This window comes from Streptomyces sp. ISL-36 (assembly GCF_018614205.1).
GTDB lineage: Bacteria > Actinomycetota > Actinomycetes > Streptomycetales > Streptomycetaceae > Streptomyces.
Genome location: NZ_JAGGOS010000166.1, coordinates 1 through 17,036, shown reverse-complemented (window position 1 = coordinate 17,036; position 17,036 = coordinate 1). Strand labels below are relative to the sequence as shown.

Annotated in this window: 15 protein-coding genes; 8 read left to right on the top strand and 7 right to left on the bottom strand. The window is 72.7% G+C overall.

Annotation, left to right across the window (positions count from 1 at the left end; genetic code table 11):
- From J7E93_RS33330 to J7E93_RS33320, 3 genes are all read left to right on the top strand, one after another.
- Positions 1–905: HEAT repeat domain-containing protein (locus J7E93_RS33330; protein WP_374105466.1), on the top strand; the 905-nt coding region annotated here is incomplete at its 5' end.
- Positions 906–1,023: 118 nt separating this feature from the next.
- Positions 1,024–2,403: an FtsW/RodA/SpoVE family cell cycle protein gene (locus tag J7E93_RS33325; RefSeq protein WP_215073781.1), complete on the top strand. Its 1,380-nt coding sequence runs from the start codon at positions 1,024–1,026 to the stop codon at positions 2,401–2,403.
- Positions 2,400–3,872 (top strand): penicillin-binding transpeptidase domain-containing protein, encoded by a 1,473-nt coding sequence (locus J7E93_RS33320; RefSeq protein WP_215073780.1) that lies wholly within the window; start codon positions 2,400–2,402, stop codon positions 3,870–3,872. The genes J7E93_RS33325 and J7E93_RS33320 overlap by 4 nt, the downstream gene beginning before the upstream one ends.
- Here the strand turns inward: J7E93_RS33320 and J7E93_RS33315 are convergent.
- Positions 3,865–4,722 carry a hypothetical protein gene (locus tag J7E93_RS33315; RefSeq protein WP_215073779.1) on the bottom strand — a complete coding sequence of 286 codons (858 nt, stop codon included), beginning with the start codon at positions 4,720–4,722 and terminating at the stop codon, positions 3,865–3,867. The two genes, J7E93_RS33320 and J7E93_RS33315, sit on opposite strands and share 8 nt — an antisense overlap.
- 71 nt (positions 4,723–4,793) lie before the next feature.
- Complete coding sequence (locus tag J7E93_RS33310) at positions 4,794–5,945, bottom strand: ferritin-like domain-containing protein (RefSeq protein ID WP_215073778.1); 1,152 nt, start codon at positions 5,943–5,945, stop codon at positions 4,794–4,796.
- Between the two features lie 170 nt (positions 5,946–6,115).
- Here J7E93_RS33310 and J7E93_RS33305 point away from each other — a divergent pair, with 170 nt between their 5' ends.
- The 4 genes from J7E93_RS33305 (at position 6,116) to J7E93_RS33290 (ending at position 9,716) form a co-directional block, all read left to right on the top strand.
- Entirely contained in the window at positions 6,116–7,051 is a 936-nt protein-coding gene (locus J7E93_RS33305; protein WP_215073777.1) for a diiron oxygenase, read from the top strand.
- A 110-nt stretch (positions 7,052–7,161) separates the two neighbouring features.
- On the top strand, positions 7,162–7,893 hold the full coding sequence (locus J7E93_RS33300) for a TetR/AcrR family transcriptional regulator (protein WP_215073776.1): 732 nt from the start codon (positions 7,162–7,164) through the stop codon (positions 7,891–7,893).
- Between the two features lie 10 nt (positions 7,894–7,903).
- Entirely contained in the window at positions 7,904–8,185 is a 282-nt protein-coding gene (locus J7E93_RS33295; protein ID WP_215073775.1) for a hypothetical protein, read from the top strand.
- Between the two features lie 76 nt (positions 8,186–8,261).
- Entirely contained in the window at positions 8,262–9,716 is a 1,455-nt protein-coding gene (locus J7E93_RS33290) for a C40 family peptidase (RefSeq protein ID WP_308368864.1), read from the top strand.
- A 237-nt stretch (positions 9,717–9,953) separates the two neighbouring features.
- Here the strand turns inward: J7E93_RS33290 and J7E93_RS33285 are convergent, their stop codons facing one another.
- Genes J7E93_RS33285 through J7E93_RS33265 form a run of 5 tightly spaced genes read right to left on the bottom strand, consistent with a single transcriptional unit; the run spans position 9,954 to position 15,731 of the window.
- The gene (locus J7E93_RS33285; protein WP_215073774.1) at positions 9,954–11,216 is read right to left on the bottom strand and encodes a styrene monooxygenase/indole monooxygenase family protein; all 1,263 of its coding nucleotides are present in this window, start codon (positions 11,214–11,216) and stop codon (positions 9,954–9,956) included.
- A 43-nt stretch (positions 11,217–11,259) separates the two neighbouring features.
- Positions 11,260–11,949, bottom strand: a complete 690-nt coding sequence (locus tag J7E93_RS33280) for an ATP/GTP-binding protein (RefSeq protein WP_215073773.1) — start codon at positions 11,947–11,949, stop codon at positions 11,260–11,262.
- On the bottom strand, positions 11,930–12,343 hold the full coding sequence (locus tag J7E93_RS33275) for a DUF742 domain-containing protein (protein ID WP_215073772.1): 414 nt from the start codon (positions 12,341–12,343) through the stop codon (positions 11,930–11,932). The genes J7E93_RS33280 and J7E93_RS33275 overlap by 20 nt, the downstream gene beginning before the upstream one ends.
- Entirely contained in the window at positions 12,340–12,822 is a 483-nt protein-coding gene (locus J7E93_RS33270) for a roadblock/LC7 domain-containing protein (protein WP_215073771.1), read from the bottom strand. The genes J7E93_RS33275 and J7E93_RS33270 overlap by 4 nt, the downstream gene beginning before the upstream one ends.
- The gene (locus J7E93_RS33265; RefSeq protein WP_215073782.1) at positions 12,819–15,731 is read right to left on the bottom strand and encodes a nitrate- and nitrite sensing domain-containing protein; all 2,913 of its coding nucleotides are present in this window, start codon (positions 15,729–15,731) and stop codon (positions 12,819–12,821) included. Before J7E93_RS33265 ends, J7E93_RS33270 begins: the two co-directional genes overlap by 4 nt.
- A 384-nt stretch (positions 15,732–16,115) precedes the next feature.
- Between J7E93_RS33265 and J7E93_RS33260 the strand changes: the two genes are divergently transcribed.
- Positions 16,116–16,898, top strand: a complete 783-nt coding sequence (locus J7E93_RS33260) for a hypothetical protein (RefSeq protein WP_215073770.1) — start codon at positions 16,116–16,118, stop codon at positions 16,896–16,898.
- Positions 16,899–17,036 lie beyond the last annotated feature (138 nt).

Genomic DNA, 17,036 nt, shown 5'->3' with positions numbered 1-17,036 from the left:
GCGGGGCGCTGCTCGCCCTCGCCCGCTCCGGGGACGCCCGGGCGATCCCGCTGCTGGCCCGCGCGCTCGACGAGCCCGAGGTGCGCCGCGACCTGCTGTACGCGGTGGGCGCGCTGGGTCCTGCCGCGGTCCCGCTCGCTCCCGCGCTGCGTCGCCGCCTCGCCCGGGTCGACCTGGACGAGCGGCTCTACGACCACGCGGCGCCGCTGCTCTTCGCGCTGACCTCGATCCGGGGCGCCCAGGCGCTGCCCGAGGTGCTGCGGGTGCTGCGTGGTGCGCCGCCGAACCGGCGGGACTGGGTGCAGGAGGCGGCGCTGCGCGCCCTCGCCTCCTTCGGGCCGGCGGCGCGGGCCGCGACACCCGATCTGCGGGCGCTGCTCGACGGCGGTTCGGCCACGGTCTCCACGAGGGCGGGGCTCGCGCTGTGGTCGGTGGAGGGCGACCGTGAGACGGTACTGCCGGTCCTCGAAGGCTGGTTGCGGCCGGGCGCGACGGATCCGGACTGGTGCGCGGCGGCCGTGGCGCTGGGCGCGATGGGCCCGGCGGCGGTCCGTAGCGCGCCCGCGCTGCGTCCGGGTCTGGCGGCGCGGGACCTGTGGGTACGGGTGCGGAGCGCGGCGGCCCTGTGGCGGGTGTCCGGGGACGTGGCCTCCACGCTCCCGGTGCTCGTCTCGGCCTGGGAGGAGAACCGGCACGCCCGCGTGGACATCGCCGAGTGCCTGGCGGAAATGGGCCCGGCGGCGGCGGAGGCGGAGTGGGTCATCCGCACGGAACTGGCCCGCCGGCGCCGCCACAACGTGCACGAGAACGCCTCCGGCAGCCATGACATCCACGAGGACGAGAAGCTGCTGACGCTCTGCCGCGCGGCCCTCGACCGCATGGGATGGGGCCGGAGCCGCTTCTGACGGCTCCGCCGGAGCCGACTCGGGGGCGGTTCACCGAAGCGGAAGAGGAACCGGCGCCCTGACGGCACACCGTCACACAAAAGGGACATAAGGCTTACTGCTTGCTACGTTGCGGACCATGACCGCAACGACGGCGGACGCTCCCCCGCCCGGGCTACCCGTGCCGAAGCGCCGCGGCGTGGAACTCTCCCTCCTCGTCTGCGCCGTCCTCATCTCCGTCTTCGGCTATGTCGACGTCGGCCTCGCCAGGACGGGCGCCGTGCCTCCGGACGCCGCCCGCTACGGCGCCGGTCTCGGTGCGCTCGCGCTCCTGGCCCATCTCGCCGTCCGTTTCCGCGCCCCGTACGCCGACCCGTTGGTGCTGCCCATCGCGGTCCTCCTCAACGGCCTCGGTCTGGTGCTGATCTACCGGCTCGACCTGGAGACGCCCCAGGACCGGGCCGCGCCCACCCAGCTGATCTGGTCGACGCTCGGGGTGGCGCTGTTCATCACGGTCGTCCTCCTCCTGCGCGACCACCGGGTGGTGCAGCGATACGCCTATCTCTCCATGGTCACCGCCCTGTTCCTGATGCTGGTCCCGATCTTCTTCCCGGCCGTCAACGGGGCCAGGATCTGGATCCGGCTCGGTGGGCTCTCCTTCCAGCCGGGCGAGTTCGCCAAGATCCTGCTGGCCGTCTTCTTCGCCGCGTACCTCGCGGCCAACCGCAACGCGCTGGCGTACACCGGCCGCAGGATCTGGAGACTGCAGCTGCCCACCGGCCGGGTGCTCGGGCCGATCGTCGCCATCTGGGTGCTGAGCGTGGGCGTGCTGGTCCTGGAGCGCGATCTCGGCACGTCGCTGCTCTTCTTCGGGCTCTTCGTGATCATGCTGTACGTGGCGACCGGCCGGACCGGCTGGATCGCGGTCGGCCTGCTCCTTGCGGCCGTGGGGGCGTTCGCGGTCGGCTCCCTCGAACCGCACGTCCACAGCCGGGTCGAGGACTGGCTGAACCCCTTCGCCTCGATCGAGGCGGGGGACGGTCCGGGCCAGCTCGCGCAGTCCCTCTTCTCCTTCGCCGCGGGCGGGATGCTCGGCACCGGGCTCGGGCTCGGCCGTTCCGTCCTCATCGGCTTCGCCGCCAAGTCCGACTTCATCCTCGCGACGGCGGGCGAGGAGCTCGGTCTGGCGGGCCTGACCGCCCTGTTCCTGCTGTACGCGCTGCTCGTCGCCCGCGGCTACCGTTCCGGCCTCGCCCTGCGCGACCCCTTCGGGCGGCTCCTCGCGATCGGCCTCGCCTCGATCCTGGCGCTGCAGGTCTTCGTGATCGCCGGCGGAGTGATGGGCCTGATCCCGCTGACTGGCATGGCGATGCCGTTCCTGGCCCAGGGGGGTTCCTCCGTGGTCACGAACTGGATCATCGTGGCGCTGCTGATCCGGGTCAGCGACTCGGCGCGCGCACCCCTTCCCGAGGTGGCCGAGGCCGAGATCGTCGCGCCGGTCCCGGAGGACGTCCGGTGATCCGCTACATCCGGCGCGCGGCCGGGCTCTGCCTCGTCCTCCTGGTGGCGCTGCTGGTCAACGCGGCCCGGGTGATGCTCTTCCAGGCCGATGCGCTGGACGCGAACCCGGCCAACCGGCGCCCCGCGATCGCCCGGTGGGGGCAGCCGCGCGGTGAGATCGTCGTCGACGGCAGGCCGGTGACGGGGACGAGGGACAGCGGCCAGCAGCTGCGCTACGAACGCACCTACACCCAGGGGCCGTTGTACGCGCCGGTGACCGGCTACGCCTCGCAGACGTACGGCACCGCGCATCTGGAGCACGCCGAGGACGCGATCCTGTCCGGTACGGACCCCATGCTGGCGCCGCTGCCGTTCTGGAACGACATCGGCCGGGGGCGGCAGCCGGGCGGAGACGCGGTCACGACGATCCGGGCGTCGATGCAGGAGGCGGCCTACCGCGGCCTGGGCGGCAAGCGGGGGGCGGTCGCGGCGATCGAGCCGTCGAGCGGAAGGATCCTGGCCCTGGTGAGCAGCCCTTCGTACGACCCGGGGGTGCTCTCGGGGACGGGGAAGGAGGTCGAGGACGCCTGGAGGCGGCTGAACTCCTCGCCGAACCAGCCGATGCTCAACCGGGCGATCCGGCAGACCTACCCGCCCGGCTCCGCCTTCAAGATCGTGACGGCGGCCGCGGCCCTGGACGCGGGTGTGGTGACGAACCCCGACGCGCCGACCGGCACCCCGGACCCGTTCATCCTGCCCGGTACCCGGCAGGTGCTGCCCAACGAGGTGACCGGGTGCGCGAACGCCTCGCTCGCGTACGCGATCCAGTGGTCGTGCAACACGGTGATGGCCGGGCTGGGGGTGAAGGTCGGGCTCGCGGGGATGGTGGAGGCGGCGGAGCGCTTCGGCTTCGGCGACACGGGTCTGCGGGTGCCGTCGTGGGTGGCGAGGTCGAACTTCGACCGGGACATGAGCGACGACCAGCTGGCGCTGTCGTCGATCGGCCAGTTCAACACGAGGGCGACACCGCTGCAGATGGCGATGGTGGCGGCGGCCGTCGCGAACAACGGGGAGATCGCCCACCCGTACCTCGTCGAGCGCACGACGACCTCGGGCGGTACGACGGTGAACCGGACGGGCCGCCGCAGCTACCGCCAGGCGATGCGCCCCTCGACCGCGACACAGCTCCAGCGGCTGATGGTCAGGGCGGTCGAGGAGGGCACGGGCACGAACGCGGCGATCCCGGGGGCGACGGTCGGCGGCAAGACGGGCACGGCCCAGCACGGCCTGGGCAACACCGGGACTCCGTACGCCTGGTTCATCGCGTGGGCGCAGGCGGCGGACGCCGCTCAGCCGGCGGTCGCGGTGGCCGTCGTCATCGAGGACGCGGAGGCCAGCCGTACGGACATCAGCGGGGGCGGCAGCGCGGCGCCGATCGCGAAGGCGGTGATGGAGGCGGCCCTGCGGGCGCCGGCGCCCGTCAGCTGATCGGCCTTCGCATCTCCGCGCGGACCTTCGCCGTGGTCTCGGCGAGCGCGGCCAGGTCGACGTCCTCGGGGTCGGCGGTGGCCGACTCCGGGGTGACGACGGCGACGAAGGAGGCGGTGTTGTCGTCACCCCAGGCGCACATGGGCAGGGTGGCGGTGCCCATGGCGTCCTTGTTCGTGGTGACCTGGCAGCTGATGGTCAAACCGTGGCCGGCCGGGGTGAAGTCCTTGGGCCGGACGGCGAGCGTGGAGCCCTTGTCCTTCGCGGCGCCCTGGAGGATGGAATCGCGGGTGGCGGTGGGGTTCTTGATGCGGCCGTGGAAGCCCGAGACGACGAGGACGGCGCCGTCCTTGCCGCCGTACTGCGCGATGGCCGCCTCGGCGTCCTTCACGGTGGGGTCGTAGGTGTCCTCGACCTCCTTGCCCTCGGTGTCGGAGGCGTCCGTGGTCAGGGTGTACTCGCCGTCCAGCAGCGTCTTGGGCACGACGAGCCGGTGCGTGGCCGCCGGGAAGGAAGCGGTGGCCCCGGTGCCGTCGAGCACGAGCTTTCCGGCGTACCCGAGCCCGCCGACCAGGACGAGGCCCCCGATGACGAGGCCGACGATCGCCCCGGTCGACATCCCCTTCTTCTTCGGCGGCGGCCCCATGGGCGGTTGCCCCCACGCCCCCGGCCCCGGGTACTGCTGGGGCGCTCCCTGCTGCGGGAAGCCCTGCTGAGGGAACACCTGCTGCGGGAAGCCCTGTTGCGGTGCTCCCTGCGGGGGCCCGTAGGCACCGGGCCGCTGCGGGGGCGGCACCGGCCCGCCGTAGGGGTGCTGGGGCGGGCTCTGCGACGGTGGCGGCATGGTCATGTCCGGTACGCTACGTCACCGCTGTGACAGCCGGCGGCCCGCCGGCGGAGCGGACCGATGCCGGCTCCCGCCTAGGCCTGCGCACCCTCCGTGCCGTGCGCGCCCTCCGTGCCGTGCGCGCCCTCCGCGCCCTGTTCGATCGCCTCCGCCACCTCCCCCACGCGCTCCCGCTCCTCCGCCGCGAACCGCTCCTCGTCCAGTCGTTCCGCGATCTCCTCGTCCTGGGTCATCAGCAGGTCCAGGTTGGAGTCGCCGAGGTCGAAGACGCCCATGTCCAGGTAGGCCTTCTGGAGGCGTTCGCCCCACAGGCCGATGTCCTTCACGCACGGGACGATCCGGCTGAAGAGCAGTCTGCGGAAGAGGTGCAGGAACTCGGAGCGCTCGCTGAGCTCCTCCGCCTCCTTCCTCGGGATGCCGAAGTTCTCCAGGACCTCCACCCCGCGCAGCCGGTCGCGCATCAGGTAGCAGCCCTCGATCACGAACTCCTCGCGCTCGCGGAGCTCCGCGTCCGACAGCTGCCGGTAGTAGTCGCGCAGCGCCATGCGGCCGAAGGCCACGTGCCGGGCCTCGTCCTGCATCACGTACGCCAGGATCTGCTTCGGGAGCGGCTTGTTCGTCGTGTCGCGGATCATGCCGAACGCGGCCAGCGCGAGGCCCTCGATCAGCACCTGCATGCCGAGGTACGGCATGTCCCAGCGGGTGTCCCTGAGCGTGTCGCCGAGCAGGCCCTGGAGGCTGTCGTTGACCGGGTAGAGCATCCCGATCTTCTCGTGCAGGAAGCGGCCGTAGATCTCCGCGTGCCGCGCCTCGTCCATCGTCTGGGTCGCCGAGTAGAACTTGGCGTCCAGGTCGGGCACGGACTCCACGATCCGCGCGGCGCAGATCATCGCGCCCTGCTCGCCGTGGAGGAACTGGCTGAACTGCCAGGAGGCGTAGTGCCTGCGCATCTCGCCCTTGTCCTTCTCCGTCATCCTGGCCCAGTGCCGGCTGCCGTAGAGGGTCATCGCCTCGTCCGGGGTGCCGAGCGGGTCGTACGGGTCGACCTCCAGCTCCCAGTCGATGCGTTTGGCGCCGTCCCACTGTTTGTCCTTGCCCTTCTGATAGAGGGCCAGAAGACGGTCGCGACCGTTGTCGTAATCCCAGGTGAAGCGGGCCGCTCCTGTCGCGGGTACCGGCCAGATCGGCTCTCTTGGGGGCTTCGCGTAGAGGTCGTGCGTCGACACCGGCGCCTCCTTCACTCGGAACGTTGAGTGGGCCGTCCACAAGCTCACACCTTGGTAGACACGGGGTCAACAAGTCGCGCACGGGGGATTGACGGTCTTACTGACGGGGAGTCTCATAAGGGAGAACCGTCGGTAACCCAACTGCGAGCACAGCGAGGTGCCCCGCCGCCATGACCGCACCGACCGAGCAGGACTTCCGCCTCCTCCGGGACGCCCTCGGCCCTCTCCGCGACCGGGAACAGGTCGCCGAGCGGCTGTTGGAATCCTCCCTCAAGCATTCCTTCGACCCCGAGACCGAACTCGACTGGGACGCGCCCGTCGAGGAGGGCAAGTGGTTCTGGCCGCCGGAACTCGTCTCCCTCTACGACACCCCGCTGTGGAAGCGGATGTCCGAGGAACAGCGGCGGGACCTCGCCCGCCACGAAGCCGCCTCGCTCGCCTCGCTCGGCATCTGGTTCGAGATCATCCTCATGCAGCTGCTCGTCCGGCACATCTACGACAAGTCCCTCACCAGCAACCACGTGCGCTACGCGCTCACCGAGATAGCCGACGAATGCCGGCACTCGATGATGTTCGCCCGGATGATCCAGAAGGGTGGTGCTCCCGCCTACCCCGTACCGCGGATCTACCACAACCTCGCGCGTGTCCTGAAGACCGTCTCCACCACTCCCGGCTCCTTCGCGGCGACCCTCCTCGGCGAGGAGATCCTCGACTGGATGCAGCGCCTGACCTTCCCGGACGAGCGCGTCCAGACCCTGGTGCGCGGGGTGACCCGGATCCATGTGGTCGAGGAGGCGCGCCATGTGCGGTACGCCCGCGAGGAGCTGCGGCGCCAGATGGTGACGGCGCCGCGCTGGGAGCAGGAGTTCACCCGGCTCAGCTGCGGCGAGGCCGCCCGGGTCTTCTCCACCTGCTTCATCAACCCCAAGGTGTACGAGAACGTCGGCCTGGACCGCCGGCAGGCCGTCGCCCAGGTCAGGGAGAGCGGTCACCGGCGCGAGGTGATGCAGTCCGGCGCCAAGCGGCTGACCGACTTCCTCGACGACATCGGCGTGCTCAGGGGCCCGGGGCGGCGGCTCTGGAAGTCCTCGGGGCTGCTGGCGTGAGCTCCGCCCCGCACCGGGCGGCGGCCCCGGCGACCCGGCGGAGCCGCACCGCGCGGACAGCCTGCGCACACCCCGCCTGAGTGCCGCACGACGGGGTTACGCTGCGGGACATGACCAGCCCCGCCACGCCCGCCACGCCCGCGTACCGCCGGCTCAGCGTCGAGGAGCGGCGCCTTCAGCTCCTCGGCGCCGCCCTGACGCTCTTCGCGCACCGGGCCCCGGACGAGGTCTCGCTCGACGACGTCGCCGAGGCGGCGGGCGTCTCGCGGCCGCTCGTCTACCGCTACTTCCCCGGCGGGAAGCAGCAGTTGTACGAGGCGGCGCTGCGCTCCTCCGCCGACGCGCTGGAGCTGTGCTTCACCGAGCCGCCCCTCGGGCCGCCGACCGAGCGCCTCGCCCGGGTCCTCGACCGCTACCTGGCCTTCGTCGACGGGCACGACGCCGGGTTCAGCGCCCTGCTCCAGGGCGGCAGCGTGGCCGAGACCTCCCGGACGACCGCCATCGTGGACGAGGTGCGGCGCGCCGCGGCCGAGCAGATCTTCGTCCATCTCGGGGTGGACCGGCCGGGCCCGCGGCTGCGGATGATGGTGCGGACCTGGATCGCGGCCGTGGAGGCGGCCTCGTTGATCTGGCTCGACGAGGAGAAGCAGCCCTCCGCCGCCGAACTGCGGGACTGGCTGGTCGACCATCTGGTCGCCCTGCTCGCGGCGACGGCGGCGACCGACGAGGAGACGGCGGCGGTCGTCCACGTGCTCCTCGCGCAGGAGACGCCGGAGGGTCCGGTCGGGACGCTGGCGCGACGGGTGACCCCCGTGGTGAGCGAGGCCGCACACCTCATATGAGACTGGTGGGGTGAGAAGCGAGAACACACCCTTCCGTGGCGGCCCCCTGGACGGCCGGGTCCTGCCCGTCCTCGTGGGACCGACCGGCCATCCGCCCAAGTGGTACGAGGTGCCGGTGCCGGACGCCGCCGGCGGGCCCCCTACGGTCCACGCCTACCACCGCGAGCCCGCAGGACACACCAAGCGGCTCGGGCTCCAGCGTGGCTGGGTCTACACCTACGCACCCGAGGGGCGTGAGCGCCGCGAGCTGAAGTGGCCCTGGTCCAAGCCCACGCCTCGGCCGGACGAGTGAGCGACTCGTACCGAAACGCCCTTTGATGCGTTAATACGATGATGGAGTACGTCATCATCCCGGTGGAGGTGATGACGTGTCAGGAAGGCTGCTGCGCACGGTCTGCACGGGGATGCTCGCCGCGACGACCGCGCTGGTGGGACTTCCGTCGGCCACGGCCGACGACCCCGTGGACCCGCCGGTGGACCCTCCGGTGGAGGCCACGGCGTCCCCCGGCGACCCCTCGGCCGGAAAGCCGGTCGCCCCGCCGGTGAAGCCCACGGAGAAGGAACCCACCGGGGCACACGCGGACGGCCCGGCGGACGCCCGGGGGGACGGCCCGGCGGACGCCCGAGGGGACAGCCCGGCGGACGCCCGGGGGGACGGGCTGCCCGTCGAACCGCCCGAGGGCAGCTCGGACGGGCCCCCCGTCGACGCGCCCCTCGAAGAACAGCCCCGGGAAAAGCCCCTCGACCCCCTCGCCGAGGCGACCGACGACGCCGCCGCCCTTCCGCCCTCCGGCGGCGGTTCCGTCACCACCCTCCTCACCAGGCTCCGGACCCTCTACCGCCAGGCCGAGCAGGCCACCGAGACCTACAACGCCACCGAGGAGGCGCTGAAGCTGCAGACCGCCGACACCCGGAAGGTCACCGCCGCCCTCGCCGCCGCCCGCAAGGCGCTCGGCCAGGGACGCGACGCGGCCGGCCGGCTCGCCCGGGAGCAGTACCAGGGACGGGCCGCGACCTCCGAGCTCTCCTCGTACCTGCGGCTCCTGCTCTCCCCCGACCCCCAGCACGCCCTCGACCAGGGGCATCTGCTGGCCCGCGCGGCCCGCGACCGCGCCACCACCGTCTCCCGGCTCCAGGGCGCGGAGAAGAAGGCGGACGCCCTCGCGAGCGCCTCCCGCAAGGCGCTGGACCGGCAGCAGACGCTCGCCGCACGGCAGAAGAAGCAGCGGGACGACGTCCAGGCACGGCTGAAGGAGGTCGAGAAGCTGCTCGCCTCGCTCTCCGCCGAACAGCTCGGACGGCTGACCGAGCTGGAGCGGACCCAGACGGCGGGCGCCCAGCGCGAGCTCCTCGACTCCGGTGTCCTGGAGGTCCGCAGGGCACCCTCGCGGGAGGGCGACAAGGCGCTGCGGTACGCGGTCGCGCAGATCGGCAAGCCGTACGTGTGGGGCGCCGAGGGGCCGGAGTCGTACGACTGCTCGGGGCTGACCTCGCAGGCCTGGGCGAGCGCCGGCCGGGAGATCCCGCGGACCAGCCAGGAGCAGTGGCGAACCCTCCCGAAGGTGCCCCTGGACGACCTGCGCCCGGGTGACCTGGTCGTCTACTTCCCCGAGGCCACCCATGTGGCGATCTACCTCGGCGAGGGCCTGGTCGTCCAGGCCCCGCGTCCGGGCGGCCGGGTGAAGGTCTCCCCGATCGCCGCCAACCCGCTGCTCGGCGCGGTCCGCCCGGACCCCGACGGCGAGCCCCTGGCCACCTACACGCCGCCCGAACTCCCCTCGGGGGCCACGGACGGCGCGGACGACGGATACGACCGGGGCTGAACCGGGCCGTGACCGGCCCTGGTGAGCCAGGCTGGGCTCAGCCCCAGGTCTGGCCGGCCGGTTCCTTGACGGTGCGGTTGAGCTGGACCTGCCGGACCCGGTGTGACTCCCTGCCGGCGATGGCCGCTCGTCGGTTTCCACGGCCGGGGACGAGTGGGGCACCCCAACCGCCCGTCATGCGTCCCGTGACCGGCGCCCCTGAGGGCCCGGAGGCCGGTCCGTCTCCGGGCCGTCCCGTCAGGCGCCGGAGACCGAGGCGAGGTAGGCGCCCGTCTTCTCCGGGTCGTAGAAGAAGTTCTCGAAGTCGGCCGGGTCGTTGAAGCCGTTGGCGAAGCGGTCCGCGACCGGCTGGAGCCCGCCCGCGGCGCCGATCAGATTGAGGACGTGCTCCGGCGGGACCCCGAGCATCGCGTTCGTCCACTTGGTGACGTGCTGCGCGGTGTCCCAGTAGCGGTCGAAGGTGGCCCGCATCCACGTCTCGTCGAAGGGCCGGTCACCGTGGTCGAGGATGGAGGCGAGATACGCGGCGGCGCACTTGGACGCCGAGTTGGAGCCCTGGCCGGTGATCGGGTCGTTGGCCACCACGACGTCGGCGACGCCGAGGACCAGTCCGCCGCCGGGGAGGCGGCCGATCGGGTTGCGTACGGTCGGGGCGTAGCGGCCGGCCAGGGTGCCGCCCGCGTCGGTCAGTTCGACCTTGGTGGCGCGTGCGTACTCCCAGGGCGTGAACTTCTCCATCAGCTCCAGCGTGAGTGCCAGGTGCTCGGAGGGGTCCTTGATGCCCTGGAAGGCGTCGAGGGGCCCGCCGGGGACGCCCTCCCAGAAGAGGATGTCGGCGCGGCCGGAGGTCGTCAGGGTGGGCATGACGAAGAGCTCGCCGACGCCGGGGACCAGGTTGCAGCGCACGGCGTCGAAGTCGGGGTGCTCGGGGCGGGGGCCGAGGCCGTGGACGTAGGCGACGGCCAGCGCGCGCTGCGGCTCGCTGTACGGGGAGCGGGCGGCGTCGCGGCCGAACATGGAGACCAGCTCGCCCTTGCCGGCGGAGACCAGCACCAGGTCGTACGTACGGGAGAAGTAGTCCAGGTCGGAGACGGCGGCGCCGTGGATGACGAGCTGGCCGCCGCGCTGGGCGAAGGTCTCCATCCAGCCGGCCATCTTCACGCGCTGGTCGACGGACTGCGCGTAGCCGTCGAGCTTCCCGACCCAGTCGACGGCGCGCGTGGGGGTCCCCCCGGCGAAGCCAGGGGGAGAGTCGGGGGCGGCGACGGAGACGCCGAGGCCCTTGATCTGCGGGGCCTGGGACTCCCAGAAGTTGATCCCGAGGTCACGCTCGTGCTGAAGGGCTGTGTGGAACATGCACTGGGTGGACATGACCCGGCCGGACCGGATCTCGTCCGCCGTGCGGTTGGACATGAGGGTGACCTCGTACCCCTGCGACTGCAGGCCGAGGGCGAGCTGGAGACCGGACTGCCCGGCCCCCACGATGAGTATCTTCCGCATGGCGGGTTCCTAACGAATGATCAGCTTTGTTCGGGGGTGGCCGTTATTCGGGAGTCGACTCGAGGGCGTGCGCGACCATCGCGAGCAGCGTCTCGACCACGCTGTACCGCTTGCGCGCGTCCATGATCACGACGGGTACGTGCGGGGGCACTGTGAGGGCCTCCCGGACGTCCTCGGCCTCGAACCGCTCGGTGCCCTCGAAGTGGTTGACGGCGACGACGTACGGCAGCCCGCAGCTCTCGAAGTAGTCGAGCGCGGGGAAACAGTCGGTCAGCCGGCGGGTGTCGGCGAGCACGATCGCACCGATCGCGCCCCGCACCAGGTCGTCCCACATGAACCAGAAGCGCTGCTGTCCCGGCGTACCGAAGACGTACAGCACCAGATCGTCGTCGAGGGTGATCCGGCCGAAGTCCATCGCCACGGTCGTGGTCATCTTGTCGGGCGTCGCGGTGAGGTCGTCGCTCTCCTCGCTCGCCTGCGTCATGAGGGCCTCGGTCTGCAGCGGAGTGATCTCCGAGACCGCCCGGACGAAGGTCGTCTTGCCGACGCCGAAGCCGCCCGCGACCACGACCTTGGTCGCGACCGGGGCACGGGTGTGGTCCAGCTGCCAGTCCTGGGCGCCGTCCTCGGCCGCCGGCCGGAGCGGATCGTGCTCGGCCTCCGAGCGCGCGGGGGCTCCGGCGAGGACCGGAGGATCGGAGACGGCGGGGACGTCAGAGACGACGGAGTCCACTCAGCACCCTTTCGAGGAGCGCGCGGTCGGGCTGGCCGTGACCGGTCCCGTACACACGGATCTTTCCCTGGTCGGCCAAGTCGCTGAGGAGCACTCGGACGACACCCAACGGCATCTTCAGCAGCGCCGAGATCTCCGCGACCGTACGCATCCGGCGGCAGATCTCGACGATGGCCCGCATCTCCGGCATCAGGCCGCGGGCGCCCCGCCCGCCGTCCGTGAGCACCTTTCGCTCGGGCGAGGCCTCCAGCGCCGCGACGAAGGTCTCGACGAGCAGCACATGGCCGAAGCGGGTGCGGCCGCCGGTGAGCGAGTACGGGCGTACACGCGCGGGGCGGCGGCCCTCCCCGCGGACCGGCAGCTTGTGGGCATGGGCGTGGGAGGCGGACGTCACTGGGTGCTCTCCATCGATTTGCGCAGCTCGCTGCGGAGTTCGGGGGTGAGTACATGTCCGGCGCGGCCGACGAAGAGCGCCATGTGGTAAGCGACGACGCTCATGTCGCAGTCGGGCGTGGCGTGCACCCCGAGCAGCGAGCCGTCGCTGATCGACATGACGAAGACGCTGCCCTCCTCCATGGCCACCATCGTCTGCTTGACCCCGCCACCGTCCATGAGCCGGGCGGCGCCGACGGTGAGGCTGCCGATGCCGGAGACGATGGTCGCCAGGTCGGCGCTGGAGCCTCGCGGGCCGGTGGTGCGGCGGTCCTCCACGGGCGCGGCGCTCCGCTCCGGGTCGGAGGAGAGCAGGAGCAGCCCGTCGGACGAGACGACGGCGACCGAGCGGACGCCTGGCACCTCCTCGACGAGGTTGCCCAGCAGCCAGTGCAGATTGCGGGCTTCCCTGCTCAGTCCGAATGTTCCGGTCGCAGTCAACTGCGTGCCTCCTCGACTGTGTCCCCCGTCTTCTCCTCGGTACGTGCGGTCTGTACGGCTCCGGGCTGTACGGAGTCGGCCTCTACGGCGTCCAGCGGTACGGACCCGGTCTCGATCTCGGCCTCCACGTCCCGGCGGCCTTCCTGGGCGCCCCGGTGGAAACCGCCGAGCCTGCGGCGCAGCGCCTCGGCGTCCACACCGCCCGCGCGCGGGGCGGCGGGTGCGTCGGCCTGGCGGAGTATCTGCGGGGTGCGCTTGGGCAGCCCCTTGTCGGTGACGCGCTCCCACTGGGCGGGGCGCGGTCCGGTGCCCTCGTCCTCGGCGGCGCGCTCGTGGCTGTCGGGCTCCGGCGGCGGGTCGGGGAGCCGGACCTGCAGGGTCGTCTCGGAGACGGACTCCTGGGCCGCGGACTCGGCCGCGGGTACGGGCTCGGGCGCCTGGGGCTCCGCCGGCGCGGGGGCCCGGGTGTCCGCCGGCTTCTCGGGCGCGGGGGCCCGGGTGTCCGCCGCCTTCTCGGGGTCGGGGACCTGCGGGTCCTCGGACTCGGTCTCGGGCGCGGGGGCCTGCGGGTCCTCGGGCCCGGGCTCCGGGGCCGCTTCCGTCGCCGCTATGGCCTGCTCCGCGGCCTCCACGAGGGGGTCCCTGGTGCGGGACGGCAGCGTGTTGGAGTTGGCCTCCGCGACCGAGCCGGGGAGGTTCAGCGTGGGTGCCGCGCCCGCGACCGGCACGGTCGGGGGGACGGCGGTCGGCGGGGCGGTCGGCAGCAGCGTGGCCGGCAGCACGACCACGGCCGCGATGCCGCCCTGCTTCTGCTCGCGCAGCTGGACCCGTACCCCGTGGCGGGCGGCGAGCAGGCCGGCGACGCGCAGACCCAGCCCCTCCCCCTCGGCATCGACCGGGTCGGCCTCTGCCAGGCGCGCGTTCAGCTCGGCGATCCGGGTCTCGGTCATGCCGATGCCCTCGTCCTGGACGGAGAGCATCACCTCGCCGGACTCCAGGAGCCAGCCGGAGAGCTGGACCTGGGCGTCGGGCGGCGAGAAGGAGGTGGCGTTCTCCAGGAGTTCGGCGACCAGGTGGCTGAGGTCGTCCGCGGCGAAGCCGGCGACCTGCGCGTGCGGCGGCAGGGACTGGATGGCGACCCGCTCGTAGCGCTCGATCTCGCTGACGGCGGCGCGCAGCACGTCGACGAGCGGGACGGGGCCGGGGTGACCGTGGACGTGCTCGTGTCCCGCGAGGACGAGCAGGTTCTCGCTGTGGCGGCGCATGACGGTCGCCATGTGGTCGAGCTTGAAGAGGGTGGCGAGCCGTTCCGGGTCCTGCTCGCGCTCCTCCAGCTTCTCGATGACACCGAGCTGACGCTCGACCAGCCCGAGGCTGCGCAGGGAGAGGTTGACGAAGGTGTGGTGGACGGAGTGGCGCAGCCGTTCCAGTTCGGCGGTGAGCAGGGCGGTGTGGCCCTGGAGCTCGGCGCGCTGGGCGGCCAGCTCGGCGGCGAGGGCCTCACGGGCGCCGGTCAGGTCGGCGCGTTCGCTGTCGAGCTGCTCGGTGCGCAGGGCGAGCGCGGCGAGCTTGCCCTGGAGGGTGTTGAGGGACCGTACGACCTGGGCGAACTCGTCGTTGCGGCCGGTGAAGCGGACCGGCTCCTCGGCCTCCGGGGCGGCGGCGACGCGGGCGGCGCCGATGCGAAGGACCGCGAGGGGGCGGGTGAGGGTGCGGGCGACGAAGGTGGAGATGCCGATCGCGACGAGCAGACAGCCGCCGAGGAAGGCGACGCGCACTTCGAGGGCGGTGACGTCGTCGTCGCGGAGCTGGGCGAGCCGCTCCACCTGCTCGGTGGCGAGGGCCGATTCGACGCCCCGCATCTGCTCGATACGGGCGGAGAGCGCGGCCTCCAGCTTCTCGGGGTCGGTCTTCCGCTCGGACGAGCTGAGCTCCGGCTGGTCCGTGAGACCGGCCAGGTACCGCTCGGCGCTCTTGACGTCCGGGCCGGTCACGGTGCCGGCGAGGGAGTCGCGCCCGGCGGCCGTGGCGGCCTGGTCGAAGTCGGCGAGGGAGGCGAGTTCGCGGACCCGGGACTGCTGGGCGGCGGCGGTGAGCGCGTCCCGCGTGCGGTTCGCCTCCGCGGCGCCCTCGGCCTCGTCGGGGACGTAGGTGCCGGTGTTCGGGTCGTAGTGCGTGCCGCTGGACTCGGGCTGCGGGACGGCGAGGGCGGCCAGGAGCAGGCCGCGGGTGGTCGAGGCCTGCTCGACGGCGCGGCCGAGGGCGGCGGGGGCCCGGGTGGCCTCGGCGGCGCGGGCGGGGGTCTTCTCGGCGAGCTCGTCGGCGAGGGCCTGGAGCTTGGCGATGACCTCCGAGTACGCCCTGTGGGCCTCCAGCGCGGTGCCCTTGCCGGTGAGCGCGGTGCGGCGGACGGAGGGCAGGGCCGCGAGGTCGCGGCGCAGCTCGGCGGGGGCGGCGGGCCGGATCTCGTCGATCTGGCGGTCGACGCGGGTGGAGCGCGCGCTGGTGATCTGGCGCTTGTCCTCGGTGTCGCCCGTCTGCTCGTCGCGGCCTGCGGCGATGTAGGCGACGACCTCGTCGCGCTCGTCGGCGAGGGAGTGGGCGAGCGTGACGGCCTGGCGGTCGAGCTCGGCGAGGGTGACCAGGCGCTGGGCCTCGGTCAGTTCGCCCGAAGCGGTGAGGATCGCGGGGGCGCCGGCGGCGAGCACGGTGACACCGACGAGGGCGACTCCGGCGACGAGGCGGTTGCGGACGCGCTTGGGGCGGCCGGCGGGGAGGGCTGCGGCCGGGGCCCTGGGGACGCCGGGTGAGCCGTCGGCGCCGGGGGGCGTGTCGCCGCCCGGGGTCAGCGGGTCACCGGGGGCCTGACTCCGCGTGCCGTTGTTGCTCCGAGGCCGCTTCTTCTGCACCGGTGCTCGCATTCTCGACTCGTCCACCCATGAAGCAGAGGTGACGACCGGTCATTGAAAGAGCGCCCCCACCCCTGGTACGGCTTCCGACCATTCCAGCGCTTCTGGGAAGGGGACGCGCATCGGCCGCTCCGCCACCCGAACGAGTGAACAACACTCCTGAGTTGGCGAACAACTCCCCTCGAGGGTCGCCGGGGGGCCGTCCGGGGCGTCGGTTGGATCTTCCGCGCGGGCTTTGGCAGGATGCCCGCCCGCAGCTTCCCGGAGGCTCCCGTTCCGCCTGTCGTCCAGACGTCGAGGCTTTGGTACAGGCCAAATTCGGCCTTTCGGGAGGCGTCGTGAAGGAGTGATGCAGGCCCGGTCGGGCGGGGCAGACTGGGGATCATGCGCACCGAAGCCGCCACCCTGCCCGGCAGCCCCGAACGCCCCAACGAGGACTGGGCAGCCGCGGCTGCGCCCGCCTCGGGCACGGGTGGGACGGTCGTGGTCCTCGACGGGGTGACACCGCCGGTCGGTGATGACGGTTGTGTGCACGACGTGCCCTGGTTCACCGCGCGCCTTGGCGGCGCTTTGACCGAACTGTCCGCTTCACGGCCCGAGATGACGCTGGCCGACATCCTGTCGACGGCAATCCGGCGCACCGCGGACGCCCACCGGAACACGTGTGACCTTTCTCACGTGCGCACTCCGCAGGCGACCGTCGCGATGGCCCGCTGGGACGCGACGACGGTCGAGCACCTGGTCCTGTCCGACGCCGTACTCCTCCTCCAGGCGCCGGACGGGTTGGTGCGGGCCGTGCGCGACGACCGCCTCGACCGGGTCCCGGAGGAGACCCTGCGCTCGCTGGAGGCGACGGACCTGCTGCGCAACCGGGAGGGCGGCTTCTTCACCGCCGCCGCGGACCCGGCGGTGGCGGCGCGGGCGGTGACGGGGACGACGCCTCGTTCCGGCGTGCGCGCCCTGGCCGCACTGACAGACGGGGCGACGCGCTGGGTGGAGCTGTTCGGAATGGGCGACTGGGCGGACTGCTTCGGCCTGCTGGGCAAGGAGGGCGCACACGGGCTGCTCCAGCGGGTGCGGACGCTGGAGAGGACGTACAGGGAGGCGGGAGGCGTGCGCCGCTGGAAGCTCCACGACGACGCGACGGCGGTCTACGCGGAGTTGTAGACGCTGCCCGGCGGACGGAGGCGGGTCGTCCCGTCGGACGGAGGCGGGTCGCGCCCGGCGGGCGGGGGCGGGTCGCCCCGTCGGACGGAGGCGGGTCACGCCCGGCGGGCGGAGGCGGGTCGCGGGCCCGGCCGGCGG

Bases quoted from the DNA above. Each gene is read 5' to 3' on its own strand.
- J7E93_RS33325 (WP_215073781.1), top strand. From the start codon at position 1,024: ATGACCGCAACGACGGCGGACGCTCCCCCGCCCGGGCTACCCGTGCCG.
- J7E93_RS33315 (WP_215073779.1), bottom strand. From the start codon at position 4,722: ATGACCATGCCGCCACCGTCGCAGAGCCCGCCCCAGCACCCCTACGGC.
- J7E93_RS33305 (WP_215073777.1), top strand. From the start codon at position 6,116: ATGACCGCACCGACCGAGCAGGACTTCCGCCTCCTCCGGGACGCCCTC.
- J7E93_RS33300 (WP_215073776.1), top strand. From the start codon at position 7,162: ATGACCAGCCCCGCCACGCCCGCCACGCCCGCGTACCGCCGGCTCAGC.
- J7E93_RS33285 (WP_215073774.1), bottom strand. From the start codon at position 11,216: ATGCGGAAGATACTCATCGTGGGGGCCGGGCAGTCCGGTCTCCAGCTC.
- J7E93_RS33260 (WP_215073770.1), top strand. From the start codon at position 16,116: ATGCGCACCGAAGCCGCCACCCTGCCCGGCAGCCCCGAACGCCCCAAC.